The following is a 25,752-nucleotide window of genomic DNA, read 5'->3' on the forward strand; positions in this document are numbered from 1 at the left end:
CCTGAATGCCCGATCTCTACCATTTCTGGGGGGAAGACCTGTCGGTCAGCCCCGCGGGCGATCTTGCGCTTGTCGATGGCGACGACCTCACCACGCAGCGGATCATCCGGCGACTGATGACCTCCGTCAAAGGCTACATCTGGCATCTCGACTATGGCGCCGGTCTTCCGCAGCGCATCGGCGATCTGCTCGATGCCAACGCGATCCGAGGCGTGATCAAGACCCAGATCGCGCTCGAGGAAGCTGTCGCTCGCCAGCCCGCTCCCAAGATCACGGTTACCCCCCTCACGAATGGCGTCTCGGTCACGATCGAATACGCCAGCGCGATCACCGGTCAGCAGACCGCCCTGTCCTTCGACGTCAACAATTGAGGCCGCGCGGTGGCACTGAACGTAAAGAGCTTTGCCCGCCTGGTGCAGGATCAGGCCGCGACGATCCAGACCAAGTCGTCGAAGCTGGTGGCCTTTGCTGTCGGCTCGCTGCTTCGGGCAGTCATCGAGGCCAATGCCTCGGTCGTGCTCTGGCTTCAGGGCCTCGTGATCTACGTCCTGTCCCTGACCCGCCTCTCAACCTCAACCGGCACCGATGTTGACAGCTGGGTCAACGACTGGGGCATCAGCCGACTTGCCGCCACCTTGGCGAGCGGACAGGTCACCTATTCGCGGTTCACCCCGACCAATTCGGCGGTGATCCCGGTTGGCGCGCAGGTCCAGACTGCTGACGGGTCGCAGACGTTCGCAGTTGTTGCCGATCCCTCGCATTCGTCCTGGTCTAACGACCAGAACGGCTATCTCCTGCCGGCCGAAGTGGCGAGCATCACTGTTCCGGTCCAATCGGTCACCGGCTCCACGGCTGCAAACGTCATCGCTGGCGCCGTCAACGTCATGTACACGGCGATCACGGGCGTCGACTATGTCTCGAATGCCCTTCCTTTCGCTGGCGGCGCCAACGCCGAGAGCGATGCTTCCCTCAAGGCTCGCTTCGTCGCTTATATCGCGTCGCTTTCCAAGGGCACGATTCCGGCCATCAAATACGCCGTGTCGAGCCTGCAACTTGGCCTGGAATGCACGATCATCGAGAATGTGACGCCCGACGGGGTCGCGACGCCCGGCTTTCTTTGGGTGACGGTCGATGACGGCACCGGCGCCCCGCCGCAGAGCACCTTGGACGAGGCTGCCCTTGCCGTCGGCAATACCCGAGCCGGCGGCATCATGTGGGGCGTCTTTCCGCCCATCGTGCTGCCCGCCGATATCGCGATCCGCCTCGATACCGCGACTGGCTACGATCATCAGGTTGTTGTGGCGACCGTGGCCGATGCCGTGACCAAGTTCGTGAACACGCTGCCGCTCGGCGCCGATCTGCAATTCCTGCGTCTTGCCCAGGTGGTCCAGAACGCCTCCGCAGGCGTCTCCGGGTTGTCGATCATCGTGAACGGCACCTCGCTCGATATCACGGCTGAGCCTCAGAACGTGGTGAAGATCTCGACCCTCACGGTGACCTGATGGCTACGGGCGATACCAACAATATGCTGGCTCGCCTCAAGGCGGTTCTGCCGGCGCGATGGTTCCCGGATACGTCGCCGATTCTGGATGCCCTATTGTCAGGCTTTGCCTCGGCGGCAAGCTGGGTCTACGGCCTGATCCAGTACGCCAAGCTGCAGACCAGGATCGCGACGGCAACCGACGGCTTCCTCGACCTCGCTGCCTATGACTTCTTCGGCCGCCGCATCAAACGCCGGAAGAGCCAAACCGATATCTCCTTCCGGCGCACGATTCAGGACGAGGTGCTCCGCGAACGGGTCACACGGCCCGGCGTCCAGAAGGCAGTGGCCGATCTCACCGACAACAAGGTGACGATCTTCGAGGCCTTCAACCCCCACGATACCGGGGGCTGGGGCGTCATGTTCGCGTTCAACATGGCAGGAGCCTGGGGCAGCAACACCCTGCCCTATACGATGTTCATCACTGCCGTGCAGCCCCAGGGCGCCGGCATTCCGAACATCTCCGGTTTCAACAGTCCGCAGTCGGGCTGGGGCGCCGGCATGTTCTATCTCGCCGACCTTTCCGGAGTGACCGGCGAAGTCACCAACCAAGACATCTACGACACTGTCGAAGCATCGCGCGCCGCGGGCGTGACGTGCTGGGTGAACATCGCCCCGCCGCCTCGCAACGCCAGCCGGCTCGGCGTCGACTTCATCCTCGGCAGCAGCGTTCTAGGAAGCCCATAAATGACCGCTTTTGTAGACGGCCAGTACCTGACGGCTGCGGATCTGAACAATGCCTTCGCCGGAAAATTCGACGCCGGCGGTGTATCGTCCTTCAGCGCGACCGTTCTGGCCAAACCGACGGCCGCCCAGTGGAAGGCTGCTATCGGCTTGGTGGGCGGCCCGCTTACGACGGCGGTCGGCCATTTTGCATTCTGGGATAGCACTGACGGCACTTTGCTGAAGGATGGCGGTGAAGCGTCGACCGATAATATCCTGGACAGGAGCTCGTTGGGCGGCGGCACGTTAACTGTCTCCCAATCGCTCACCGCTTTTTACAACATCCTGCTGACGCTAGGCACAGCAGCCCAGAAGAACGTGGGCACCGCCTCCGGGAACGTCCCGGTGCTCGACGGAAGCGGGAAGCTGGCAACAAGTACGATACCGACAGTGCCAGTTGCCCAGGGAGGCACCGGCCAGACGAGCCTCACGGCTAACCGGATCCTGCTCGGCAATGGCACGAGCGCCGTTGCGTTCGTCTCGGCTGTTGGAAGTTCCGGGCAGATACTGGTTGGCCAGGGCGCAGCCCCGACCTGGAATACGGTATCAGGCGACGCCACTTTGTCGGCGGCTGGTGCCCTGACCGTCACCAAAACCAACGGCACGACCTTCGGCACCGCGGCAACCAAGAATACCGGTACAGCAGCGGGCCAGATCCCGCTGCTTGATGGCAGCGCCCGCCTTCCCGCCGTCGACGGCTCGCTCCTGACCGGCATCACCTCGACCTGGGCTCCAGGCACGCTCGTCGGTCTGACGCTTTCCCGTGCCTCGGCAACGACTGTCGGAATCGCTACCGGCTTTGCGCGCAATGAAGACGGCGGCACGGCGTTCAACATGACGCTGGCCTCCGCGATCACGAAGTCGCTGTCCGCTTGGGCAGCGGGGACCGGGAATGGCGGCCTCGATACCGGCTCAATCGCGGCGAGCACTTGGTATCATGTCTGGCTGATCCGAAAGGACAGCGACGGATCGATCGACGCATTGCTCTCGCTGAGCGCAGCTGCCCCAACGATGCCGTCCGGCTACACGGCGCGGCGTCGGCTGGGTGCGATGAAGACGGACGGCAGTTCGCAGGTTACCGCGTTCACTCAAGTGGGCGACGACTTCATTTGGACGGTGCCGGTCATGGACCGGAACGGCAACTCGGCGTCGGGAGCGACCTCACTCACGATCTCAGTGCCGAGCGGCATCAGGGTCAAGGCCAGGCTTCGCGGCGCTGTCGAGACGACTACCAGCAACTTCGTGACGATGTCTGTCTATTCACCGGAGATCACCGATCAGTCGGCGATGGCTGGCAATGCGAACTCTGCCAGTCTTGTAATCCCAGTGTCTGGCTTGCCCCCCACAAATGGAACCTGGGGCAGCGGCGTCTTTGACGTGATGACCAACACCTCCGCCCAGGTTCGCGTTGCCGTCACCTCCTCATCAACGGCCGGCATCGTTGCTCTTCAAACCGACGGCTGGATCGATACGAGAGGGAGGCTTTGATGCTGTTCATTCAACGTGACGGCGCTGGCAAGATCGTCTGCTCCTACGCCAACCCACAGCCTGGTATCGCCGATGAGGGCATCGCAGAAGATGCCCCGGAATATCTAGCGTTCCTCGAAAGCCTGGCAGCAGGCGTGGCACCAACTGTGATCTACAAAGCCGATATCTGGCGCCGAGCGACGGACGCTGAGGCAGCCACGATTGATGCTCAACTGAATGCCCAGCCCATTCGCCTCCGGCGCATGTGGCAGGACAGCCAGACGCTCACGACTTCAGACGAAATGTATCCAGCCGTGAAAGCGGCCTTCGAGAGCGCCTTTGGGACTGAACGGGCCGCTGATTTGCTCGCGCCAACAGCCTAGCCGCCCTCTCTCAGCACCTTCCTGTTCAGCCGCTCCACAAGGGCGGCTTTTTCTTTGGAGCCTTCACCTTGGATCGCACGATCGTCTATGCCGGGCAACAGCCAACCGATACCGTCTGGCTGACCCACGAACGCAATGCCATGATCGCACTCGGCTATCTGGCCCAGGGCGTTCTCGGCACCAACACCATCGCCGATGGGCTCGCTGTGACGCCGACGCTGCCGGCCTCGATGGCTGTGCAGGTCGCCCCCGGATCGATCTACACCGTCGAACCCGTCGACGCGACGGGCTACGGCTCGCTGCCGGTCGATGCGGTCCACACCGTCGTCAAGCAGGGCATCAGCCTCGACGTTCAGACTTTGACGCTCGTGCCGCCTTCGACTTCTGGGCAGGCCGTCAACTATCTGATCCAGGCCCAGTTGTCGGAAGTCGACGACGGCGACGCGGTTCTCCCCTACTTCAATTCGTCGAACCAGCTGATCCCCTACACCGGCCCGAACGGATCCGGTGTTGCCCAGCCAACCAGCCGTACCTGCAAGGTCGCCGTGCAGGCCAAGCCTGGCATCGCTGCTACAGCCGGCAGTCAGGTAACACCTTCACCGGATGCAGGTTGGGTTGGCCTCTACGCAGTCACTGTGGCCAACGGCGCGAGCTCAATCGTGTCGGCGAACGTTGCCCTGCTGCCGACGGCTCCGTTGATCTCGGTGAAGCTGCCCGACCTGCCGAAGTGGGTGCAGGCAGGCGCGTGGCAGTATGCTACCGACACTGGCACGGCCAACGCGATGTCGGTGACGCTGAGCCCACAGCCCTCGGCTCCGCCAGCGGCGTTCTTCGTCCGCAAGATGGGTTCCGCCAACACCGGCGGGATGACCATCATGATCGCAGGCGTAGGAACCTATGCCCTGCTGAACGCCGATGGCACAGCACTCGCCAGCGGTGCGATGAGCGGGAACTATCTCGCTCATGTCGCTTTCGACGGCACCTCCTATCGCTTCATCAACACCACGACTTCGACCTCGGTCGGCTCGTTCTCCGGCACCTCCGGCGAGGGCATCAACGTCAACGGTTCCGGGGTAGTCGCGCTCAACCTACCGAGCCTGACCGATCAGCCCAACATCGTCGCCGCTGACCTTATCCCGTTCTACAGCCAGGGCGACGCCCACCACCGGGTCTTGAAGTACTCGGAACTGATGTCGGTCATCAAAACCGGCCTCCCGAGTTCGGTCCTGAACATCCGGGTCTTCACGAGTACCCAGACTTTCACCAAGACATCGGGCACGAAGTCCGCGCTCGTCATGGCCACGGCCCCGGGTGGCGGTGGCGGTGCGGCCGCCGGACTGGATGTCACTGCCTCAGGCGGCGGCGGCGCCGGTGAGACGGCATTCGCTTTCATCGACATGACTGCTGTTACAACAGTTCCAATCACGATCGGGAACCCTGGACTTGGCGGTTCGAAGTCCGGCAATGCGAGTATGAATGGCGGGAACGGTGGCCAGGTTTCTTTCGGCGCCTATGCTGTAGCGAACGGCGGCAAAGGTGGCTTGAGGAACAGCACAAATACGATCGACAACGCTCAAGGCGGCCCTGGCGGCACGGGCGGTTCTGGGCTGTGGACGGTCGACGGCGGCGCAGGCCAGAGCGGCGGCAGCGCTGCATCTGGCAACGGTGGTGATTCCTTCTGGGGCGCCGGCGCGCCGGGGTTGGTCAGCCCTACCTACAATGCTGGCACCGGCAATGGTTTTGACGGCGGCAAGTACGGCGGTGGGGGAAGCGGCGGTGAAAACAACAGCGGTGCCGCTATGACCGGTGGAAATGGCGGCCCTGGCGTTGTCATTGTGATGGAATTCTCCTAACGCCGAACGACGAATGATCTGAAGCCAAAGTCGCTCTCTTTGAACCTTGGCTTCAGGCTTTTTCATTTTGCCTCAGCTCTCTTTCCAACTGGTGCAAGGACATACCGGCTGTTATCGTATTCAGGAAAATGGCCAACATGCGGATCAGATGACCGAAGTCGTTTTGTGGGGCGGTACCGGGCATTCCCGCGTACTTCGCGAATTGCTGAGCCACCTCGGCATGGTGGTGCCGGCGGTAATCGACAACCGTGAAATCGAGGCTCCATTTGCCGGCGTCGAAACAATCCGAGGAATCGAGGGCCTAAAGGCTTGGCTCGACCGTCGGGCCGATGGTTCAATCAAGCCCTCCTACGCACTGGCGATTGGTGGTGGTTATGGCCGAGACCGCCTTGCTATTGCCAATGATCTGGACGATCTCGGGCTGCCGCCGATCACATTGGTTCACCCGACGGCTATGGTTGCCTCTGATGCGGTCCTCGCACTGGGTTCCCAGGTGCTGATCGGGGCTACAGTAGCGACATGCGTCAGGGTTGGTCGCTGCTCGATCATCAACAGCCGGGCCAGCGTCGATCATGACTGCGTCATCGGCGACGGTGTACATATCGGCCCTGGCGCGACGCTTTGCGGCCAGATCGAGGTCGGTGATGGCGTCTTTGTCGGGGCTGGCGCGACAGTCTTGCCGCGCATCAAGATTGGCCCAGACTCGACGGTGGGCGCCGGCGCAGTGGTGATTAAAGATGTCCCTGCCGGGAGCACCGTTGTTGGTGTTCCGGCGAGGCTCCAAAAGGCTCAGTAGCGAAACAGTGTCCGCTTGATGATCTTCTTCATCGGATAGACTCGCTTACCTACATAGAGACGATTGGCCGCTTTGATCGCGAGCTTCGTGAATGGATTGAACGCGCGGTCATCGACCATGGCGTCACAGCACTTCAGGAACTCGCGCCGCAGTTCCAGGAGCTCGGGGATCGGCTGCCGCTGACCGGTCCTGGGACCATGGGCCTTAGGCGTCACTCGCTGGATGAATTTTGTATCCGGTGCCGCCGTGACCTGCTGGTCGAGCAGCAGCGGATAGAGGGTGAGATGGTCCGAGGCCCAGGCATAGGGAAACTCGGTCCAGACCTTGCCAATGAGAGGCCGCAGGGTATCGGTCTTCCAGATCCCATAGTACCAGCCAGCATGAGAGCCGAACATCAACTTCAGGATCGATGACAGCCCTCGGCCCGTAGGGATCGATGGGACATAGTCTCTCGTCGGTCTGCCATTCGGCCGCTCGAACTGGATCGTTCCGGTTGCCAAAGCCGCAGATGGTGACCGCTTCAAAGCGGCGACGAGCTTTTCGACATAGTCGAGCGCGGAGATGTCGTCGTGGGCCCGCCACATGAAATATGGCGTTGTCGCCAGCTCCAAGGGGGTGATGAAGTTCTTGACGGCACCGACGTTCTCGGGCCGGCGGGTGTACCGGATGCGGCTGTCCTGGGCGGCAAAGCGTTCGGCGATTGCCTGGGTTCGGTCTGTCGACGCGTTGTCGAAGAGCAGGATCTCAGTATCAGGAAACGTCTGCCTGACCAGGCAGTCCAGGCATTCCTCGAGCTGATCCTCGCCGTTATAGACCGGAACGCCTATCGTAACCTCGGCCACGTCAGAGCTTCCCGCGCCCGGTGGCTCGATTGAAGGCCGTCGGAATCCTCTTTTTGCGCTGCAGCTGCCAGATCGAGATACCGAACCGAATCGCGAAGTTGCGGACCAGGATGAAATCCTTGGCCTGGATCAAATCGTCGAAGACGCGCTTGCAGTCCCAAACGCCGAGTGTGTCATGGAGGACCATGTAGCCGCCGACCCTGAGCAGTTCCTTGGTCAGGAAAATGTCTTTGCGGAGACCATGATAGGTGTGATCGCCATCGACGAAGGCAAAATCGATCTTGTTCTCATATTTCAACAGACGCTGGCGGACCTCGGGGGCATGGGAATCGGAAATGATCTCCTCGATGAGGTCGCTATTCAGATCCTTCTTGATGCGAGCCCAGTGCGGATAGACCGGGTGGGTTCCGACATCGACTACGATCGTTTTGTCTGCCGAATAGTAGTCTCGCAGAAACTTGGTCTGGCCGCCGGAAGCGATGCCGATATCCATGCTGTATTCGGCCGGCTTCACCTTGGTTGCCATGTAGTGGACGAACGAACCGAACTCCTCAGGATCCTGCTGGAGGAAGAGCCCGTTTTCGCGCGGAGGGTAGCCAAAAAACGTCTCGTCGGAGGAGCCCGCCTCTTCCACGGCCTGGATGATGCTGTCTCGGCTGCCGGCCGGTTTCGTCGCTCGCATAGACTTCTCCCCTCATGCGCGGGCGACGCTAGCCTGCCGTCACATTGAAGACAAGCTCGTCTGATTTCATCCTAAGGTAGGTATGGTGGAACAGGTACACCCATTATATACCGCTGCCAGGACGATCAGGATCATCAGAAATCCATGCCGCGCATTACTGTTATATTCTTGTGGCGAAAAATAAACGATCCAAGATATGCTTGCGCGTTCTTTAGAAGCCTGAAAGACTATCCGGCTGGCGTGGAGTATGATCTGATAATTGCCGCAAAAGGATATGGCGCCGGCGAGCCAATTGCCTATGCCGACGTGATGTCTTCGCTGCCATGTTCTAGTTTTAGAACTATGCACTTCCCGGATGAAATGCCTCCAACGGCAGTGATCCGCGAAGCAGCTGCTTCCTGCAGGACGGAGTTTGTTCTCCCGCTGACTTCGTGGAGCAGAATCCTGGCCACGAATTGGCTGTCTCGTTACCTGTCGGCGTTCGATTCCATCCCGGATTGCGGAATTGTTGGCGCCAGCGGCGGCTACGAATGCCTGAACGATGGCACGCCTTTTCCCAATATCGGTATCCGATCCAATGCCTTCATGGTCAGGACGGAGGTCTTCAATTCGCTCGATGCTGGCCCCCAGGAAACCATTTTCGATGGCAGCAACTTCGAAGCCGGCCCCAATGGCATGACGAAGCAGATAGTCGCCAAGGGGCTACGGCCTGTTGTTGTCGACCGATTCGGCGGCCAATGGCTTCCGGAGGATTGGCCGAAGAGCCAAACCTTCCGCCTCGCTGAGCAAGAAGGGCTCCTCATCGCCGACAATCGCACCATGCAATACACATGCGGCAGCCGGCGGAAACGAAATCGCCTGGTTCAGCGGTGTTGGGGCGCCGACGCTCACGCTGTAGCAGGATCGCCGTGGCGCAAGCTCGTCGAGTGGGTGAAGTGGCACTATCCCAGGGGGCCAATCGATGTCCTCCCAGATCTTCGTGATCAGGTCTTCTTGTTCGTTCGCAAGGTGATGCGGAGGGCTCCTGGTCAGTCAAAAAAGGCGTTTCCGAGTTGAGGAGCTCTTAGCCTTAAAATCATTCGAGCCAACGTTTCAGCCGCCCTCCGGGGCGGCTTTTCTTTTGGAGTTTTCAATGACACGTCTGCTTGCATTTATTCTAGCAGTTTTCACTACCGCTGCAGTTGCACAAACCAAGGACACGCCGACGTTCCAAATTGATGGATCTGGCGCAACGCGCTGCGTCTATGTCTGGGATCCGAACAATACGACGGCAACCGACAAAGGGCTTCCCTTTGGCTGCATCGACGGCAAAGGCGCATGGAATTTGCCGCCCGGGCTTCGGAACGCTCGTACGATCAACGAGACCGATCTGCGTGGCTATGGCTACGTCGGCGACGGAACGAGCCGGCCGCTTTCCAGTGTTGCCATCCTGAATGGTAGAAGCACCGCCGGCTGGACGTTAGCGCAGTGGCAGGCCGCACTGCCTGGCGCTCAGGCGTTGACGGACAATATCGATGAAGCAGCTATCGCGTCCGCGATCTCAGCGTCTACCGGTGACCTGACCATCAATCTTGGTCCCGGAACAATCGTGCTCACCCGACCGCTGATCTTGTGCGGCAAGACTGTTATGCTTCAGGGCGCGAGCCTGTTGTCCTACAACGCCGTCACAAAATTTGTGGTGAGGCATGCTGGCAATGGAATCGAGCACTGCGCCAGCGCACCGCAAAGTTCACGCATGGAGCTGCGCAATCTCGATATAGATCTTGACGACACGTTCCGTTCGGCTTCGAGCGGCTCTTGGGCGATCTACGATCGTACCGCGAATTGGACCCGTCTCGACAATATCGTCGTGACTGACTTCAATAACTGCGCCCGACTGTTTAATCCTTCGGGCACCGTGGCGACCCGCGTGCAGTGCCGGCATTTTGATGGCTCGTATGTCAACAACGGCATCGGCTTCCTCTATGAAGGAACGAACAGTTTCGAGAACAAAATCTACGACAGCGGACCGAACGGCTTCAAACAGTCCTACGTGCTGAATTCACTGGTCGCAGGCTTTCCGGGGGCGATCGGTCTAGAAGACTTCACCATCCAGAACTCGGGATGCGGCCATACCGAAACCTGCATCACCGTCGACAGCGACAGCCGCACCTATGGTCCTTTGTTCTTCAAGTTCATCGGGATGTCTGCGGAGGCAACCGGGCAATTCGTGAGGGCGCGCTCCTGCACGGATATGGTGATCCGCGACGGTATCTGGCTGGTCTCAAAGAAGGCGGGTGGATCGACTTTTGCTAACAACCTCCCGCTCTTCGAGTTCGGAGGTGACAACGGCGCCAACGGCTCCAACACGCCGAATTGTGCGATGATCCGGGTAAATGACAACATGATCTTCGCCCCTTCCGGCGGTGACATCCAGGATGTATTTCGCGTAAATCGGCGGACTACCGACGTGGTCTTCGCCAACAATCAGATCGGCACCGCGGGATTTACGGCTGGTGGCAACGGATCGATGTCAGGGTACTACTATTATCTCTCTGACTACACTCATCCCAGCTTGGACAAGCCATCCTTCACAAGAGCCAATAGCATCACCGAATATGGCACCTACTGGCGCGACCAGGCCACACCGTTTCTGCCGCCGACCAACGCCTATGGCTCCGCTACCGATCCGAGCGGAGGCTTCGGTCTAGACAATAGCGAGCGCGCCTATACTCGGTACGATATCCAGATGTTCGGTCGTGCCAAGACGACCTTAGGCACTTGCTCCACCGGCACCGGATCTGCAATGGCACCGGGTTCGACGAATGCCTCTGGCACAGTGCATGACGATGGTACCGGCACCTCGTGCGTCATTAACTTTGGTACGCCAAAGTTCAACTTCGTGCCTCGGTGCCAGGTCAGAGCTCGAACAGGCTCTGTCCAGATCAGTATTACGTCGATTACGCAGAATGCCATCACCTACACCCGAAGCGCCGGGCCCGTGGACGTGGACTATTCGTGCTCGGCCAACTGATGAGCTTTGGTGGCGGACTCTGGTGGTGACCTCATTGCGTCGCTAGTCCGCCATCCTCGTTCAAGCCCGCGCCTCCGGTGCCGTGGCGCCATGGGGAGGCGGCCGAATACTACGAAATTCCGACATCGCAATCGGTCAACTAGTCACAGGCGTCCTTTGGGACGCCTTTCTTTTTGGAGAAGTCGCATTGCATATCGATCGCCGCGACGTCGGCCCCATTGCCCTCGCCGTCGGTCTGATCTGGGCTGTCGTCTCGATCGATCCCGCCGTCGGCGGCCAGACGGGAATCGCCTCCTGGTATGGACGAGAAAGCGGCAGCCGCACCGCGAATGGAGAGAAGTTCCCAACCTCTGAGCGAACCTGTGCCCACCGATCGGCACGGTTCGGATCTCATCTCAGGGTAACGGTGCTCTCGACCGGCCGATCCGTCGTCTGCCGCGTCAATGACCGCGGGCCCTTCATCCGAGGCCGGATCATCGACCTCAATCCGGCTTCTGCCCGCGCTGTCGGCTTGTCCGGCTTGGCCAAGGTCCGTGTCGTCGCAGATTAAGCGGATGACAAAGAGACCCGACTTTCCGGGGCTGGGGGGCTGGAGATTGGATCGCCGAGTCTCTTCGCACCGTGGTGGTGAACGCTCTCTACTTGAGCGAGAAAACTTAGCCGAGACTTAGCACCGCCCGAGGGCGGCTTTCCTTTGGAGAATTGATATGCGCGTCCTGCTTTGCGGGCTGCTGGCGCTCGTCCTGGCCTCATGCGCCACCAGCCAGCCCGATGCCCCGACCTGGGCCGCGGTCTCGAAGGAGATCCGCAAGTGGTGAGGCTGCTGCTGATACCAGTCTTCGCCATGCTGAACCACGCCCGCGGCGGCGGTGCTTGGCTAGGTGTCTCGGCGCTACTGGAGAAGCTGCCCGGGCGCGGGATCTTCTACACCTCCCCTTTAGCCGCTCTTGCAGCATGGCCGGCGCTGGGCTGGCTCGATTCTCTGATCTTCGGCCTGACCTATCTGCTCTGGGGAGCTCCAGAGTGGGGCCGCTGGTACACCTTAAACCGCGAGCCGCGCTCGATCAGCGGTGAGCCGGGCTGGTGGGCGGCTATCCTCGAGCGCTATGCCGATCAGATCCCGATCGGGCAGATCGTCGATCCGCAGACCGGGCAGAAGCGCAACGACTTTGCCTGCTTCACTATCCGCAACACGGTCCTACTGGCGCCGCTCGCATTCATCTCACCTTGGCTCTTCCTTCTCGGCCCTCTCCAGACCGTAGCCTATGAGATCGGGCACCGGATCAAGCATCCCGGTGGCGTCCCGCTTTGCGAGCTCCTCTTCGGCGCCGTGATCGGCACTGCTCTTGCCCTAGTCGTTTGAGGAGCGACCCGGCCTTGTGCTCTCTGGCAGGGAACAACAGACCGGGCCGCGTTGCCAGCAACATCCCTACTGCCAGCGCGCGAAGAACGGCCGAGCGCGTGATTTAGTTCCGCGGCAACGCGCCTCCGCGCAAGCGCCTGAAATCGCCCCACGAATCCAATCGTAAAAATTAGCAAGGCCTCCAATGAGCGACACCCTCGCCCAATCGATCAAACTCGTCTTCGGCTCTGAGGGCGGCTATGTGAACCATCCGCGTGATCCGGGAGGCGCCACGAAATACGGCATCACAGCGGCGACGCTCGGTGCCTGGCGCAAGCTGGGTCGGAAAGCGATGCCGCCGGAAGTGGCAGCTCTCACCTTGGCCGAGGCGACGCGGATCCTCGACAAGCAGTATGCCCAGCCGATCCGCTATGCCGAGTTGCCTTCGCCGATTGATTATGTCGTGTTCGACGAGGCTGTGAACTCGGGCCCAGTACAGGCGATCAAGGACCTGCAGGCCTGCGTCGGCGCCAAGGTCGATGGCAATATTGGGATCAATACGCTGCGGGCCGTGCAGGGCATCAATGATCGGGCGGCGCTCGTCCGCAAACTCTGCACCCGCCGGCTCAGTTTCATGCGCCGCCTGAAGACTTGGGTGACGTTCGGCCGAGGCTGGACCAACCGGGTCAATCACGTCCAGGCGACTGCGTTGGCGATGATCAAGTGAGGGCGAGATGAGACGAGGCATTCTCCGCACTCTCGAAGGAGGTCGGCTGGCCTTCGTGTGCCCTGGCTGCAAGGAATTGCATCAGATCACCATCGGCGAAGGGCCAGGGCCGCGGTGGGGCTTCAACGGCAACCACGAGAAGCCAACCTTCACGCCATCCATTCGCGTCAGCTGGAACGAGCCGAGCGATATCCCTGAAGAGTTCGACGACACGTCGAAAGACCGCCAGTTGGTCTGCCATTCGTTCGTGACTGACGGTCAGATCCAATTCCTCGGCGACTGTACCCACTCACTCGCGGGGCAGACCGTCCCCCTCCCCGACTTCGAGTAACCGCGCCCGGCGGAACCGGGCAAATTCCCCTGATCAGGAATCAACCACCATGAACCGCTTCTATCTCGCGGCGCTGCTGGCGCTCGCGCTGGTGACCTCTGTCTTCTTCCATCCCCTCGTTGGCCTGGTACTCTTCGCAGCCGGCGTTGTCGCTCCCGTCCTCCCCGCCTACGCCTGGGCTGGTGCCGTAGCGTTGTTCGCCCTCGTCGCTCCGGCTCTCGCTCAGACGGCAACCGCGGCCGCCGACACCGCCGTATCGATCCCCTATGGCGATTGGATCAACAGCATCGGCATGCTCATCCTTGAGATCGTCCCGGTGGCGCTGCTCTGGCTCGTCCGGAAGCTCCCGGCGAGCATCGGCCAGATCATCTCCACAATGCAGGTCGACCAGCTTCTGACCAAGGCCATCGGCTATGCGATCAATGCCGTCGAGGGCGCCACGGCCGGTAAGACGTTGAGCGTCAATGTCGGCAATGCCGTTCTCGCCCAGGCGCTGAACTATGTGACCATCCATGCTCCGCAGTGGCTGATAAACTGGATGGGCGGCCTCGATGCCATTGCACAGAAGATCATCGCTAGGCTCAACCTTGATGCTGCGGCCAGCGTGACCACCGTCAACGGCACGCCGGTGATCACCGGAACCACGCCGGCGCCAGCACCCACCGCCGCGCCTGTTGCTGCGCCTGCTGCCGCATGAGCGCGTTCTGGTCTGCGCTGCTGGCTCTGTTCCTCGATGCCTTCGGCAAGGCCGCCACCGATTGGCTGACGACCTGGCAGACCCAGCAGAAGGCAGATGAGGCGATCGCGAAAGCGGCCGTCTCATCCGCTGCCACCGAAACCCAACAGGTCATCACCGGAGTAGCCGATGCGCGCTCGCAACTTTCTCCCGCTGGCTCTGCTGGCGATCTGGCTGCCGAGTTGCGCGCACGAGCCGTCGCCGAAAGCGGTGGCAGCGGTGCCGGCCAAGGCAACCAATCGGCAGGCTGAGATCCAGCGTCAGCTCGCGCCGATCTGCCCCAATCCCCTGGCGGCGGCCTCGCTCAATCGTGCCGCCGACTATCTCGACGCTCATCCCGACGCCTTCCCTGTCGTCGGAGACCTCGATCGTCTCGACCGTGAAGCGCGGCTATGCCGCGGCCTGAAACCTTAGATCGGCGGAAGATGAAATGAGTGGTGCAATCCAGTGGGGCGATCTGGCTCCGGTCTTCGCTGCCCTTGCTTTCATTGCCGGCGCCCTCTGGTTCCTGTGGTCGAAGATGGACGGCATCCGTGCAGCGGCCGATCGCGAGATCAAAGCATCTCACGAACATGCTTTGACGCGTATCGAAGCGGTACGGGTCGATATCACGGGCCGGGTCGAAGATCTGCGCGACGAGATAGTAACCGTCAGGCTGGAGATGGCGCGGGAGTATGCGTCAACTGCCATGGTCGCTGCCGTCGAAGAGCGTCTGACCGACACGCTGGAGAAACTTGGCGTCAAGCTCGACGCCCTGGTGCGAGAGGTTGTCGGCAAACGATCCAGCCAATGAATGGCCCAGGAAGAAAAAGACCCGACCTATTGGGGAGGTCGGGTCAAGATGGGGTATGTCTCGCGAACCTATGAGACAAGACTGATTATTTTCATATCACGTGACACATTCGTGAAACGGTGCCGTAACGGCAGCACATCGCCCCTGGTCCTTCGGGATCAGGGGCGATTTTGCTTTTACGCCCCCCCCCCGGCCGGAATGCGTCGCAAATATCGTTTGCAGATGTCGAGTTTTGCGGCCGACTTTTGCAACAAGAACCACGCTGCGATTTCAATGTCGACGCCGGCTGTCGGGAAAGCCAGGAATTGCGCGACGAAAGCGGTCTTAGCGAGGTTGAACCTACTTTGCCCAAACGATGGTTGGGTTTACCGTGAAGATAGGCACGACTGAGCCCACTGGCGCATAGGATTCAGGCGCATCGACATCGTGAGCCGCTTTTGAGCGCCAATCGGGGTCAGCGCCAGGAAACGATACGGCCAGCGCAGCGCACAATCTATCCCAACCGGGGACATCATTATGAACAACAACTTGATCTCTTTGGCGGCGCGAGAACGCAAATGCCAGACAAAGCTCCGGTTTTAGATCGCGGAAGCGCGTGTACCCTGCAATCTGATGCACACGCTGCCAGTCCACACGGTAGACGGCCTCACCTTCGCAGATCAGTGAGAATCCTTCAGCATCGACTACGATCGAGGAGTCGTCTGGCGGCAATGTCCGTCTAGAATCGAGTTTTTGACCCATCGCTATTCGCCAGTCGTTTGTGCCTTACCCATCTTCGTCGCAAAATTCCCAATTAAAGTTTCTCTTTTGCGGCCGACTTTTGCAACGCCTTTCGGTGCCCCTCTGGTCTTCGGGCTGGAGGGGCTTTTTGCCGTTTCATGGCTTCGTTCGATAGTACGTCGTCGCCCCGATCTTGGCCGTCCGCTCGTCGATCGAGCTGATCTCTTTGCCGTTCAGCAGCCAGACCAAGCCCATTACATCGTAGCGGGTCAGCGGCGCCACGGGATGCAGCCCGAACAGCTCCTCGGCCGTCCAGCCCAGTTCGGCCGCCTGGTCGCCCCAGTCCGATAGGAACTCAATCGCGTCGCGCTTGGCCTGCTCCCATCGCCGCGGATCCGGCGTCGGGTTCTCGCGCACCAGCTTGGCGAGTTCGTCGGCGAACGGGCCGGTATAGGATGGAGCTCGAACAAGGGCGGCAGGCATCGGCATCTCTCCGTCAAACGGCAGATCGAACAGCTGCTCAGCAGGGTCGGCCATTGTCTCTACCTCTCAACGGACTCAGCGACGGAACGGTGTAGATTCGGTTTCTGTTCGCACCCAGACGACGACCCACCTGGTGCCGAGTTCCCCGCCCTCCGGCTCCAGCCGGAAGCTTATGTTGTCAACGCGCACGATGATCGCAGTGAAGGTCGCGGTAACGATGAAGGCGCCAAGGCCAGGCCGTTCGCCGGGCACGAGCTCGGGCGGCCCGCCTGGCAGGATCGTGGCCGGATGATTGGGCCACGGCATCTGTTTCAGCAGCAGAACAGCGCCGCGGCGGATATCGGGCCACAAAGGCCGGCTTATGCGGCCACGAGCTTGATTATCTGGGGGTAAATTCGACAAGGGTGTGATCCTGCCCGTCAAGTTCTTCGTCGATGAGAGCGGCGATCACATCCCAATCCCCACCGGCAAGACCGGCGCCAATTCGCGGATACCCGATGCGCTGACCTGAAAAGTTCGACTTGACCGCGCGCATTGCCTGACGGATCGCACCGTAATCAGCCTTTACGCCCTCACCGCGCCAATGGAACTGCGTATAGGCATTTACGACCGTGAATGTGCTGGTGGCTCGCTGGATTGTCGCACTGGAAAAGGTTCCTAGTTTGCTGGCATCTCCCTTCACGGTGCGTAGGTCGGCCGCGTATGCCTCGGGAAAGCGTTGTTTGATGGTGAGTGCGATGCCCTTACCCATTTGGCACTGGCAATTGCAGCCATGGATGATCACGTCGAAATGGCCATCTAGGGCGAGAGCGACTAGGTCGCCTTGGATAACGTGCACAGCTCTTTCCTTCGAATGAAATCGGTACCGCAAATTACGAGCTGAGGTTTCATCGCTCTGCGGAACTCGCGTTCGCCGGCCGTGGCACGACAACCAGTTGATCATCTGGCAATGGGCGCTGCAGGGTCTTCGCCTCATTCCATGGAGCCCTCATCCAGGCATCGCGTTCCTCGGCCGTCGTCAGGATCACGGGCATTGCCTTGGCATGATGCGGCTTCACCACAGCATTCGGCTCGGTCGTCAGGAAGCCGAAGACATCGGCGGTTACCTCGCCCTCCTTCACCTTCCGAACCGACGTCCAGTTCGTCCAGATACCGGCGAAGACGGCCAGGGGCTTATTGTCGTTGAGGGCGAACCACTTCAGCGCCTTGCCGCCCTTCTCGTTCTTCTCGCTGTCGGAGTATTCGGAAAAGGCGGTGAACGGAACCAGGCAACGGTTTTCCGGGCCCAGCCATCGGCGCCAGTGAGGCGAGGCAACGTTGCGGATGTTGGTGACGCCGGGATCGCTCTTCTTGCCCTCTAGGAACTTCGGAGGGGTTGGCATTCCCCACCGCGCCAGGACAAGCTCGCGGACGCCATCGGCTCCGTCTCGAATGATCGGGGACGGATAGTCGGGAAAGATGTCGACGGCATCAGGCCAGTTGATTGTGTCTCGAATGACCGGACCGAGTTGGCGAAGCTCTTCCTGGGTCATCTGCTGGTTGAACAGGTTGCACATCCCTGGTCCCTCGTTTGCGGCGAGCATGATGCGCCAACGGACCGCGCGCAACCCCTTCCCTATACCGTGAACGAAATGAGAACAAAAGACTCGACTCGCGAAAAAAGCGAGCGTAGCCTTTTGGGCATGATAACCCTCTGATGGAGGCTTAAATGCTCACCGATGTGTCCGGCTTCTATTCGATGGACAGCGATCGTCTCGACCTATTCAACATCAACCGCACGCCGAAAAATATCCTGCACGATCTGATGCGCGAGGCCGGTGGCGATCCGATGGTGGCGCTGGAGCGGTTGATCAAGCGCGGTATGGAGATGGATGACGAGTTGGACGCGGTCCGGCTCATGTTGGACGATATGCGCGCAAAAGATGGCCAGCCTCCCCTTGTCACTGATCGAGAGCGCCGTGAGCCTCACTTGCGGGCTCGCACGGCCCTGAGGATGCAAGAGGACGAAGACAATGGTGAGGTCGACGATGACGACGACTTCACGAAGGGCGAACTGGATTACATGCACAACCTTGGAATCGATGAAGACGCCTACTTCGCCGAGCAGCCAAAGGCTGCTAAGCCTGCAAAACATCGGAATCTCCGCGTCGTTCAAGACGAATGACCCGTCCGGCCTTTGAGCCGGCCGCCGAGGATCTCGAAACCAGCGTGGACGATGCAATCGCGGCCTGTGAGGGCGACGCGAGAGCAGCTGTGCGCGCCCTGCTGGTAGCGCTGGATCATTGCCGGGCTGAGCTTGAACAACGAAACGAAGATATCGCGCAACTCGCGCAGGATATCTCGCGGGGATACTCGCGAGGCCGGTGGGAGGGCCTCCTGACCGACGGCGACGTGACGATCTCGGATAAATCGGACGACTGATATGGGGAGAGATAACCCGCCCCAAACGATCCACCAAGCGCTTGAGTTCGGCTGGACGCATCTGTCCATCGTGTGCCGGCGATGCCGGCATGAAGGTCAGATCGAGTTCGAGAAGTACATCCTGCAGCGCCCTGGCTCACTCTTCGGGCTCTTTGATCGCACGGTGTGCGCCAAGTGCGGGGCACGACCGACAACAGCGAGCCTGGCATTCAGATTGGCCGGCAACCGGTGGCACACCAAGCGGGTCGATTTTTTCGAGGGCATGGTGATCCGTCCTTCGCGGGAGTGACATGAGACGAAACGAGCTACGTGCCTCTGGCATCGACTACGGTTGGCCCCACCAGATTCGCATTCCTCAAGAAACGTGCGGAGGCAGAAACTATGATGTGGTCCATGGCTTTTGCCGGGACGAAGGCCTGAGTCTTTGCCCACGGGGGCACTCGGTCAGCCGGGATGCCGTGCACTACTCCGTCTTCTGCTTTGCCGAGCGAGAGCATGCCGAACGCTTTCAGGAGCGCTTTGGCGGCGAGTGGTTCGACCGCAAAACCTGGAACGACGAGGAGCGAGCTGCTTACATGGCGCGCAAAGGGCTTCACAAGGTGCGCGGCCGGTGGGTGCCGATATCGAAATCGGCCGGCGGCTGATGGTATGAGGGACGAATGAAATCAGTTCTGCGTAACGCCGTGTTCGCATTGCTTCTCGCCTCTCCGGCCACAGCGGCCACGTACGAGCCGGTCGATGGCAACCGCATCATTGTCCTCGACGGCGACACGGTTGCCCTGCCATGCAAAACGCCGGGCCGTGGTTGCTCGGAAAGGGTGAGGCTGCGGGACATCGACGCGCCGGAGGTCTTCCATCCCGATTGCCATGAGGGGTTGCAGCAGGGCCTTAAGGCCAAGGCGAGGCTAGCCCAGTTGATCAGGGGCAAAGTTGTCTATGTGGAGCGTGACGGTCACCGCGACCTATACGGACGCACTCTGGGCGCTCTGCGAATCGGTAGCCCCTCGGGGGTAAACGCCGGCATGCAACTCGTTCGAGAGGACTTAGCGCGGCCCTGGAAAGCAGGGGCAGCAGCGCGCGAGGAACGGCGGCTCTGGTGGTGTGGGCCACAAAACTGAACAGCGGCTACACGCGTACGCCTGCGAGCTGCATCTCAGTCGCCCTTCAGCATTCGCCGTCTCTCATTTGCGAACGCGACCATAGCATCGGTTCCCGAGTTCTCGGCCTTGGCGAGCATGTGGTGATCGGCCAGGCTCTGCAGGGCGACGGTGATCTCGATCGTGTTCCACCCAGCCCTTTCGGCGCGCTCGACCAGGTCTTGGAAAGAGCGCTCGAGCGCCTCCTCGCATTCCAGCAGGCGGTCGGAGATGTCACTGATTCGCCGGGGTCCGGGGATAGGCGCGCTCATGAGCGGCGATATTACACTGCTTGGGCGTGTATTGCATCCGAGGCCAGAAAGGGAACATCTGCACCAGTAAAAGGCTGGTTTCTGGTGCGTTTCTGGTGCGATGGCCCGGGTCGATCGTGAAAAAACGACGTAACCCTTTGATCTATATGGTGGGCGGTGACGGGCTCGAACCGCCGACCCTCTCGGTGTAAACGAGATGCTCTACCAACTGAGCTAACCGCCCTAAACGCGGGAGGACCCACGCACGGCCTCTGTCTATTGCGCTTGCGCGCGCTTCGCAAGGCAAAAGAAAGCGGCCGTGCCCTTGTCGAGGCACGGCCGCTCTTAGATCATTTCAGCGTCAGTGGGCGACGACGGTATTGCTGTCATCGCCGACTTTGGCCGGCGGAGGCGCGTTCTTGTCCTCGTCCCAGGTGATGGGCTCGGGCATGCGCACCAGCGCCCTGCGCAGAACCTCTTCCATCCGGGAAACCGGCACCAGTTCGAGGCCGTTCTTCACATTGTCCGGAAGCTCGGCCAAGTCCTTGGCGTTCTCTTCCGGAATCAGAACGGTCTTGATGCCGGCCCTAAGAGCAGCGAGCAGCTTCTCCTTCAGGCCACCGATCGGCAGCACGCGACCACGCAGGGTGACCTCGCCGGTCATGGCGACGTCGCGGCGAACCGGGATGCCCGTCATCACCGACACCATGGCGGTTGCCATGGCGATGCCGGCAGAGGGGCCATCCTTGGGCGTTGCGCCTTCCGGCAGATGCACATGCACGTCGCGCTTGTCGAACAGCGGCGGCTCGATGCCGTAGTCGATGGCGCGCGAGCGGACATAGGAGGCAGCCGCGGAGATCGACTCGCGCATGACGTCCTTCAGATTGCCCGTCACGATCATCTTGCCCTTGCCGGGCATCATGACCGCTTCGATGGTCAGAAGCACGCCGCCGACTTCGGTCCAGGCCAGCCCCGTGACCGCGCCGACCTGGTCCTCGAGCTCGGCCTGGCCGTAGCGATAACGCGGGGCCCCGAGATAGTCTTCGAGCACCGTGTTGGTCACCTTCACGCTCTTCTTCTTGGACATCAGGATGTCCTTGACGGCCTTGCGGGTCAGGTTCGAGATCTCGCGCTCGAGGTTACGCACCCCGGCTTCCTGGGTATAGCGGCGCACCAGGTTGAGCAGGGCTTCGTCATCGATCGAGAACTCGCGTGCCTTCAGACCATGCTTCTGGACGGACGAAGGGATGAGATGCTTGCGGGCGATCTCGACCTTCTCGTCTTCCGTGTAGCCAGCGAGACGGATGATCTCCATGCGGTCCAGCAGAGCCGGCGGGATGTTGAGCGTGTTCGCCGTGGTCACGAACATCACGTTCGACAGGTCGTAGTCGACCTCGAGGTAATGGTCGTTGAACGTCGAGTTCTGCTCGGGATCCAGCACCTCCAAGAGAGCCGAAGACGGGTCGCCGCGGAAATCCTGGCCCATCTTGTCGATTTCATCGAGCAGGAAGAGCGGATTCTGCTTCTTGGCCTTGCGCATCGACTGGACGACCTTGCCGGGCATCGAGCCGATATAGGTACGCCGATGGCCACGGATCTCGGCCTCGTCGCGCACACCGCCGAGCGACATGCGCACATATTCGCGGCCGGTTGCCTTGGCGATCGAACGGGCGAGCGAAGTCTTGCCGACGCCGGGCGGACCGACGAGGCACAGGATCGGACCGGTCAGCTTGTTGGCACGCTGCTGCACCGCCAGATACTCGATGATGCGCTCCTTGACCTTTTCCAGGCCATGGTGATCGGCATCGAGGATCTCCTGGGCATGCGGCAGATCCTTCTTGATCCGGGACTTGTCGCCCCAGGGCAAGGAGATCAGCCAATCCAGGTAGTTGCGCACGACGGTGGCTTCGGCCGACATCGGAGACATCTGGCGCAGCTTCTTCATCTCGGCCTGCGCCTTGTCGCGGGCCTCCTTGGAGAGCTTGGTGTCCTTGATCTTCTGCTCGAGTTCGCCGAGTTCGTCCTTGCCTTCCTCGTCGCCCAGTTCCTTCTGGATCGCCTTCATCTGCTCGTTGAGATAGTACTCGCGCTGGGTCTTCTCCATCTGCCGCTTGACGCGGGTGCGGATGCGCTTCTCGACCTGCAGGACGGAGATCTCGCTCTCCATCAAGGCGAGCACCTTTTCCAGGCGTGCCGGTATCGACAGGATCTCCAGCACTTCCTGCTTGTCGGCGATCTTCACCGCAAGATGCGCGGCGATGGTGTCGGCCAGCTTGGAATAGTCCTCGATCTGGGTGACCGTGGCCACGACTTCCGGCGACACCTTCTTGTTGAGCTTCACATAGCTCTCGAATTCGGCGACCACGGACCGGGCAAGCGCCTCGGCTTCGATCTTCTCGCCATTGCCGTCGCCCAGCACTTCGGCTTCAGCCTGGTAGAAATCATCATGCCCGGAATAGGAGAGCACGCGCGCACGGTCGACACCTTCGACCAGCACCTTCACCGTGCCATCGGGCAGTTTCAGCAATTGCAGCACGGTAGCCAGCGTGCCGAGCTTGTAGATGGCGTCCGGCGCCGGATCATCCTCGGCAGCATTGAGCTGTGTCGCCAGCAGGATGTGGCGGTCGGTCCGCATGACTTCTTCCAGCGCCCGGATCGACTTCTCGCGGCCAACGAAAAGCGGCACGATCATGTGAGGGAACACCACGATATCGCGCAGAGGCAACACCGGGAACGTATCGACAGTACCTGCCGGCACCGGAGGACGCTGCTTATTCGTCGTCATTGCATATCCTTTCTTGCGCCGTACCACGCTGCAATAGCCATGCCAGCGACGCTATCCTCCTGGTCAACACGAAGAGCGACCCCGGAGGTATTCCCAACTGCCCCGGATGGGCACAGTTGCTTCGATAAGGGTTAGGTGGAGAGCACCAAGCACAGTGTCAAGCCGGCTAATCCCGGGAAATTACGCTGTCTCGATTTTCCTTCTCGCACCTGCGAACCTCGCTGTAAATTTCTGCTCGATCGACTTTGGATTGATTGCCGGAAGCTTCGGGTTATCTCTGGAGTTACGCCCCGAAAAGTGTCGACAATCACCTAAATCGTGTATTTTTCTACGGAAACCAGCTCGAATCGTGCTGATCTCTCCTGGACCCACGATACCCCCCTCCGACGTCCAGCGCAATCAACGCCCACTGCGGCGAATGGTCGATCTTGGCAATAGTGGAACGCTTTGGACGGAGCCATGCATTTCAACATGCCTGCAGGTAGATGCCGACATGACAATGCCGGCCAGAGGCCGGCATTGCAGTGAGAGCGCTACTCCAACCGGCATCAGCCGGTGGAGGAAACCTCCTGCTTCTCGGAATAGATGAAGAGCGGCTTGGCCTGCCCGTCGACGACCTCCTTGGAGATCACCACTTCCTCGACGCCGTCGAGGCCGGGCAGTTCGAACATGGTGTCGAGCAGAATGCCCTCCATGATCGACCGCAGGCCGCGCGCACCGGTCTTGCGCTCGATCGCCTTCTTGGCAATCGACGACAAGGCCTCGTCCTGGAAGGTCAGATCGATGCCTTCCATCTCGAACAGGCGCTGATACTGCTTCACGAGCGCATTCTTCGGCTCGGTCAGGATCTTGATCAGCGCCGGCTCATCGAGGTCTTCCAAGGTCGCGATGACCGGCAGACGCCCGACGAATTCCGGGATCAGGCCGAACTTCAGAAGATCCTCGGGCTCGACCTCGCGGAAGATCTCGCCGGTACGCCGGTCCTCCGGCGTCACCACGCGGGCGCCGAAGCCGATCGAGGTGCCCTTGCCGCGACTAGAGATGATCTTCTCGAGACCCGAGAAGGCGCCGCCGCAGATGAACAGGATGTTGGTGGTGTCGACCTGCAGGAACTCCTGCTGGGGATGCTTGCGTCCACCCTGGGGCGGAACGCTGGCCACCGTGCCTTCCATGATCTTCAGCAAGGCCTGCTGCACGCCCTCGCCCGAGACGTCGCGGGTGATCGAGGGGTTGTCGGACTTGCGGCTGATCTTGTCGACCTCGTCGATATAGACGATGCCGCGCTGGGCACGCTCGACATTGTAGTCGGCTGCCTGCAGGAGCTTGAGGATGATGTTCTCGACATCCTCGCCGACATAGCCGGCTTCCGTCAGGGTGGTGGCGTCGGCCATGGTGAAGGGCACGTCGATGATGCGAGCCATGGTCTGGGCAAGCAGCGTCTTGCCCGAGCCGGTCGGCCCGATCATCAGGATGTTGGACTTCGCCAGTTCGACATCGCTGTGCTTGGTGGCATGGTTGAGGCGCTTGTAGTGATTGTGCACGGCCACCGAGAGCACGCGCTTGGCCTGCATCTGGCCGATCACGTAATCGTCGAGCACCTTGCAGATCTCACGCGGGGTGGGCACTCCGTCGCGCGACTTCACCAGCGAGGACTTGTTCTCCTCGCGAATAATATCCATGCACAGCTCGACACATTCATCGCAGATGAATACCGTCGGGCCGGCGATGAGCTTGCGAACTTCGTGCTGGCTCTTGCCGCAGAACGAGCAGTAGAGCGTGTTCTTGGTATCGCTGCCGGCCTTGGTCATGGCATCCCCCTTTCGGGCTCTCTCGGCGGAACGGACATTCCGCATAATCCCACGGGCATCCCCGTGGCTGTAAATACGATCGCGCAGGCGTACCTGCATCGACCAAGCTCGTCTTGCAAGGGCTATGCCAAGTGGCGGCCGCCCCTGCAATCTTCGGTGACGCTGCATCCAGCAGGTCCAATGCTGGAATCTAGCGCCCCCCACGTCAACAGATCATTACCGATATCCATTGCAACGAACTGTGGCGAAACTCGTGCAGGTATCTCCCGCAGGGTTACATTAAGGCTTGGGCGAGGCTTCCTCGGGCCGCTTCTCGCTCACATGGTCGACCAGACCGAAAGCTTTCGCCTGTTCTGCGTCCATGAAATTATCACGCTCCAGGGCTTCCTGGATCGCCTTGATGTCCTGGCCGGTATGCTTGACGTAGATTTCATTCAGCCTCTGCTTCACACGCCGCGTCTCTTCGGCATGGATGAGGATGTCGGTCGCCTGGCCCTGATATCCGCCCGAAGGCTGATGCACCATGATGCGCGCATTGGGCAGAGCGAAGCGCAGATCCTTCTCGCCGGCGGCCAGCAGGAGCGATCCCATCGAGGCGGCCTGGCCGACGCAAAGCGTGGAGATCGGCGAGCGAATGAACTGCATGGTGTCGTAGATCGACAGCCCCGCCGTCACCACCCCGCCCGGCGAGTTGATGTACATCGCGATTTCCTTCTTGGGGTTCTCCCCTTCGAGGAACAGCAGCTGGGCCACCACGATGGAGGCCATGTAGTCTTCCACCGGACCGGTCAGGAAGATGATGCGCTCGCGCATCAGGCGCGAATAGATGTCCCAGGCCCGCTCGCCGCGATTGGTGCTCTCGACCACGGTCGGTATGAGGTTGTTGGTATAGAAGTCGATCGGATCTCGCATCAATCTCT

Annotated in this window: 32 protein-coding genes and 1 tRNA gene; 21 read left to right on the forward strand and 12 right to left on the reverse strand. The window is 60.6% G+C overall.

Annotation, left to right across the window (positions count from 1 at the left end):
* The first annotated feature begins 5 nt into the window (after nt 1–5).
* The 7 genes from ABXS05_RS03380 (at nt 6) to ABXS05_RS03410 (ending at nt 6,762) form a co-directional block, all read left to right on the forward strand.
* Complete coding sequence (locus ABXS05_RS03380; RefSeq protein WP_367622923.1) at nt 6–371, forward strand: hypothetical protein; 366 nt, start codon at nt 6–8, stop codon at nt 369–371.
* Nucleotides 372–380: 9 nt separating this feature from the next.
* Nucleotides 381–1,502: a baseplate J/gp47 family protein gene (locus tag ABXS05_RS03385; protein ID WP_367622924.1), complete on the forward strand. Its 1,122-nt coding sequence runs from the start codon at nt 381–383 to the stop codon at nt 1,500–1,502.
* Nucleotides 1,502–2,227 (forward strand): UCP028438 family phage-derived protein, encoded by a 726-nt coding sequence (locus ABXS05_RS03390; RefSeq protein ID WP_367622925.1) that lies wholly within the window; start codon nt 1,502–1,504, stop codon nt 2,225–2,227. Before ABXS05_RS03385 ends, ABXS05_RS03390 begins: the two co-directional genes overlap by 1 nt.
* Nucleotides 2,228–3,751, forward strand: coding sequence for a hypothetical protein (locus tag ABXS05_RS03395; protein WP_367622926.1), 1,524 nt, complete (start codon nt 2,228–2,230; stop codon nt 3,749–3,751). It abuts the gene before it with no gap.
* Nucleotides 3,751–4,113: a hypothetical protein gene (locus tag ABXS05_RS03400; RefSeq protein ID WP_367622927.1), complete on the forward strand. Its 363-nt coding sequence runs from the start codon at nt 3,751–3,753 to the stop codon at nt 4,111–4,113. Before ABXS05_RS03395 ends, ABXS05_RS03400 begins: the two co-directional genes overlap by 1 nt.
* A gap of 68 nt (nt 4,114–4,181) precedes the next feature.
* A complete protein-coding gene (locus ABXS05_RS03405) occupies nt 4,182–5,966 on the forward strand; it encodes a glycine-rich domain-containing protein (protein ID WP_367622928.1) in 1,785 nt (594 codons plus the stop codon).
* Between the two features lie 148 nt (nt 5,967–6,114).
* The gene (locus tag ABXS05_RS03410; RefSeq protein WP_367622929.1) at nt 6,115–6,762 is read left to right on the forward strand and encodes an acetyltransferase; all 648 of its coding nucleotides are present in this window, start codon (nt 6,115–6,117) and stop codon (nt 6,760–6,762) included.
* Here ABXS05_RS03410 and ABXS05_RS03415 read toward each other — a convergent pair.
* Nucleotides 6,756–7,604 carry a glycosyltransferase family 2 protein gene (locus ABXS05_RS03415; protein ID WP_367622930.1) on the reverse strand — a complete coding sequence of 283 codons (849 nt, stop codon included), beginning with the start codon at nt 7,602–7,604 and terminating at the stop codon, nt 6,756–6,758. The two genes, ABXS05_RS03410 and ABXS05_RS03415, sit on opposite strands and share 7 nt — an antisense overlap.
* Before the next feature lies 1 nt (nt 7,605).
* The gene (locus ABXS05_RS03420; protein WP_367622931.1) at nt 7,606–8,238 is read right to left on the reverse strand and encodes a class I SAM-dependent methyltransferase; all 633 of its coding nucleotides are present in this window, start codon (nt 8,236–8,238) and stop codon (nt 7,606–7,608) included.
* Nucleotides 8,239–8,430: 192 nt separating this feature from the next.
* Between ABXS05_RS03420 and ABXS05_RS03425 the strand changes: the two genes are divergently transcribed.
* The 10 genes from ABXS05_RS03425 (at nt 8,431) to ABXS05_RS03470 (ending at nt 15,228) form a co-directional block, all read left to right on the forward strand.
* The gene (locus ABXS05_RS03425; RefSeq protein WP_367622932.1) at nt 8,431–9,342 is read left to right on the forward strand and encodes a hypothetical protein; all 912 of its coding nucleotides are present in this window, start codon (nt 8,431–8,433) and stop codon (nt 9,340–9,342) included.
* Between the two features lie 76 nt (nt 9,343–9,418).
* Complete coding sequence (locus ABXS05_RS03430) at nt 9,419–11,299, forward strand: hypothetical protein (protein ID WP_367622933.1); 1,881 nt, start codon at nt 9,419–9,421, stop codon at nt 11,297–11,299.
* A gap of 187 nt (nt 11,300–11,486) precedes the next feature.
* On the forward strand, nt 11,487–11,849 hold the full coding sequence (locus ABXS05_RS03435; protein ID WP_437178626.1) for a septal ring lytic transglycosylase RlpA family protein: 363 nt from the start codon (nt 11,487–11,489) through the stop codon (nt 11,847–11,849).
* Between the two features lie 261 nt (nt 11,850–12,110).
* On the forward strand, nt 12,111–12,662 hold the full coding sequence (locus ABXS05_RS03440; protein WP_367622934.1) for a hypothetical protein: 552 nt from the start codon (nt 12,111–12,113) through the stop codon (nt 12,660–12,662).
* 184 nt (nt 12,663–12,846) lie between these two features.
* Complete coding sequence (locus ABXS05_RS03445; RefSeq protein WP_367622935.1) at nt 12,847–13,368, forward strand: glycoside hydrolase family 108 protein; 522 nt, start codon at nt 12,847–12,849, stop codon at nt 13,366–13,368.
* Between the two features lie 76 nt (nt 13,369–13,444).
* Complete coding sequence (locus ABXS05_RS03450) at nt 13,445–13,699, forward strand: ubiquitination-like system serine protease family protein (RefSeq protein WP_437178628.1); 255 nt, start codon at nt 13,445–13,447, stop codon at nt 13,697–13,699.
* A gap of 49 nt (nt 13,700–13,748) precedes the next feature.
* Nucleotides 13,749–14,396 carry a hypothetical protein gene (locus tag ABXS05_RS03455; protein ID WP_367622937.1) on the forward strand — a complete coding sequence of 216 codons (648 nt, stop codon included), beginning with the start codon at nt 13,749–13,751 and terminating at the stop codon, nt 14,394–14,396.
* Complete coding sequence (locus ABXS05_RS03460; protein WP_367622938.1) at nt 14,393–14,686, forward strand: hypothetical protein; 294 nt, start codon at nt 14,393–14,395, stop codon at nt 14,684–14,686. The genes ABXS05_RS03455 and ABXS05_RS03460 overlap by 4 nt, the downstream gene beginning before the upstream one ends.
* On the forward strand, nt 14,655–14,849 hold the full coding sequence (locus ABXS05_RS03465; RefSeq protein ID WP_367622939.1) for a hypothetical protein: 195 nt from the start codon (nt 14,655–14,657) through the stop codon (nt 14,847–14,849). Before ABXS05_RS03460 ends, ABXS05_RS03465 begins: the two co-directional genes overlap by 32 nt.
* A gap of 16 nt (nt 14,850–14,865) precedes the next feature.
* Nucleotides 14,866–15,228, forward strand: coding sequence for a hypothetical protein (locus tag ABXS05_RS03470; RefSeq protein WP_367622940.1), 363 nt, complete (start codon nt 14,866–14,868; stop codon nt 15,226–15,228).
* Nucleotides 15,229–15,567: 339 nt separating this feature from the next.
* Here ABXS05_RS03470 and ABXS05_RS03475 read toward each other — a convergent pair whose 3' ends face one another.
* From ABXS05_RS03475 to ABXS05_RS03495, 5 genes are all read right to left on the reverse strand, one after another.
* Nucleotides 15,568–15,969, reverse strand: coding sequence for a hypothetical protein (locus ABXS05_RS03475; protein ID WP_367622941.1), 402 nt, complete (start codon nt 15,967–15,969; stop codon nt 15,568–15,570).
* 135 nt (nt 15,970–16,104) lie between these two features.
* On the reverse strand, nt 16,105–16,485 hold the full coding sequence (locus ABXS05_RS03480) for a hypothetical protein (RefSeq protein WP_367622942.1): 381 nt from the start codon (nt 16,483–16,485) through the stop codon (nt 16,105–16,107).
* Between the two features lie 21 nt (nt 16,486–16,506).
* Nucleotides 16,507–16,833 (reverse strand): hypothetical protein, encoded by a 327-nt coding sequence (locus ABXS05_RS03485; protein WP_367623437.1) that lies wholly within the window; start codon nt 16,831–16,833, stop codon nt 16,507–16,509.
* Nucleotides 16,811–17,269, reverse strand: a complete 459-nt coding sequence (locus ABXS05_RS03490; protein WP_367622943.1) for a macro domain-containing protein — start codon at nt 17,267–17,269, stop codon at nt 16,811–16,813. The genes ABXS05_RS03485 and ABXS05_RS03490 overlap by 23 nt, the downstream gene beginning before the upstream one ends.
* Before the next feature lie 49 nt (nt 17,270–17,318).
* Nucleotides 17,319–17,987 (reverse strand): SOS response-associated peptidase, encoded by a 669-nt coding sequence (locus ABXS05_RS03495; protein ID WP_367622944.1) that lies wholly within the window; start codon nt 17,985–17,987, stop codon nt 17,319–17,321.
* Between the two features lie 152 nt (nt 17,988–18,139).
* Here ABXS05_RS03495 and ABXS05_RS03500 point away from each other — a divergent pair, with 152 nt between their 5' ends.
* From ABXS05_RS03500 to ABXS05_RS03515, 4 genes are all read left to right on the forward strand, one after another.
* Entirely contained in the window at nt 18,140–18,595 is a 456-nt protein-coding gene (locus ABXS05_RS03500) for a hypothetical protein (RefSeq protein WP_367622945.1), read from the forward strand.
* Entirely contained in the window at nt 18,592–18,852 is a 261-nt protein-coding gene (locus tag ABXS05_RS03505; RefSeq protein WP_367622946.1) for a hypothetical protein, read from the forward strand. The genes ABXS05_RS03500 and ABXS05_RS03505 overlap by 4 nt, the downstream gene beginning before the upstream one ends.
* 290 nt (nt 18,853–19,142) lie before the next feature.
* Complete coding sequence (locus ABXS05_RS03510; protein WP_367622947.1) at nt 19,143–19,496, forward strand: hypothetical protein; 354 nt, start codon at nt 19,143–19,145, stop codon at nt 19,494–19,496.
* Nucleotides 19,497–19,511: 15 nt separating this feature from the next.
* Complete coding sequence (locus tag ABXS05_RS03515; protein WP_367622948.1) at nt 19,512–19,970, forward strand: thermonuclease family protein; 459 nt, start codon at nt 19,512–19,514, stop codon at nt 19,968–19,970.
* 35 nt (nt 19,971–20,005) lie between these two features.
* On the opposite strand, the gene ABXS05_RS03520 is transcribed toward ABXS05_RS03515, so the two are convergent.
* The 5 genes from ABXS05_RS03520 to ABXS05_RS03540 form a co-directional block, all read right to left on the reverse strand.
* Nucleotides 20,006–20,260 carry a hypothetical protein gene (locus ABXS05_RS03520; protein WP_367622949.1) on the reverse strand — a complete coding sequence of 85 codons (255 nt, stop codon included), beginning with the start codon at nt 20,258–20,260 and terminating at the stop codon, nt 20,006–20,008.
* Nucleotides 20,261–20,407: 147 nt separating this feature from the next.
* Nucleotides 20,408–20,483 (reverse strand) — tRNA-Val (locus tag ABXS05_RS03525).
* A 117-nt stretch (nt 20,484–20,600) separates the two neighbouring features.
* Nucleotides 20,601–23,024 (reverse strand): endopeptidase La, encoded by a 2,424-nt coding sequence (gene lon, locus ABXS05_RS03530; protein WP_068296297.1) that lies wholly within the window; start codon nt 23,022–23,024, stop codon nt 20,601–20,603.
* A 548-nt stretch (nt 23,025–23,572) separates the two neighbouring features.
* Nucleotides 23,573–24,832, reverse strand: coding sequence for an ATP-dependent Clp protease ATP-binding subunit ClpX (gene clpX / locus ABXS05_RS03535; RefSeq protein WP_068296294.1), 1,260 nt, complete (start codon nt 24,830–24,832; stop codon nt 23,573–23,575).
* Nucleotides 24,833–25,111: 279 nt separating this feature from the next.
* On the reverse strand, nt 25,112–25,744 hold the full coding sequence (locus ABXS05_RS03540; RefSeq protein WP_311934879.1) for an ATP-dependent Clp protease proteolytic subunit: 633 nt from the start codon (nt 25,742–25,744) through the stop codon (nt 25,112–25,114).
* Nucleotides 25,745–25,752 lie beyond the last annotated feature (8 nt).

The organism is Labrys neptuniae (genome assembly GCF_040797145.1).
Taxonomy (GTDB): domain Bacteria; phylum Pseudomonadota; class Alphaproteobacteria; order Rhizobiales; family Labraceae; genus Labrys; species Labrys neptuniae.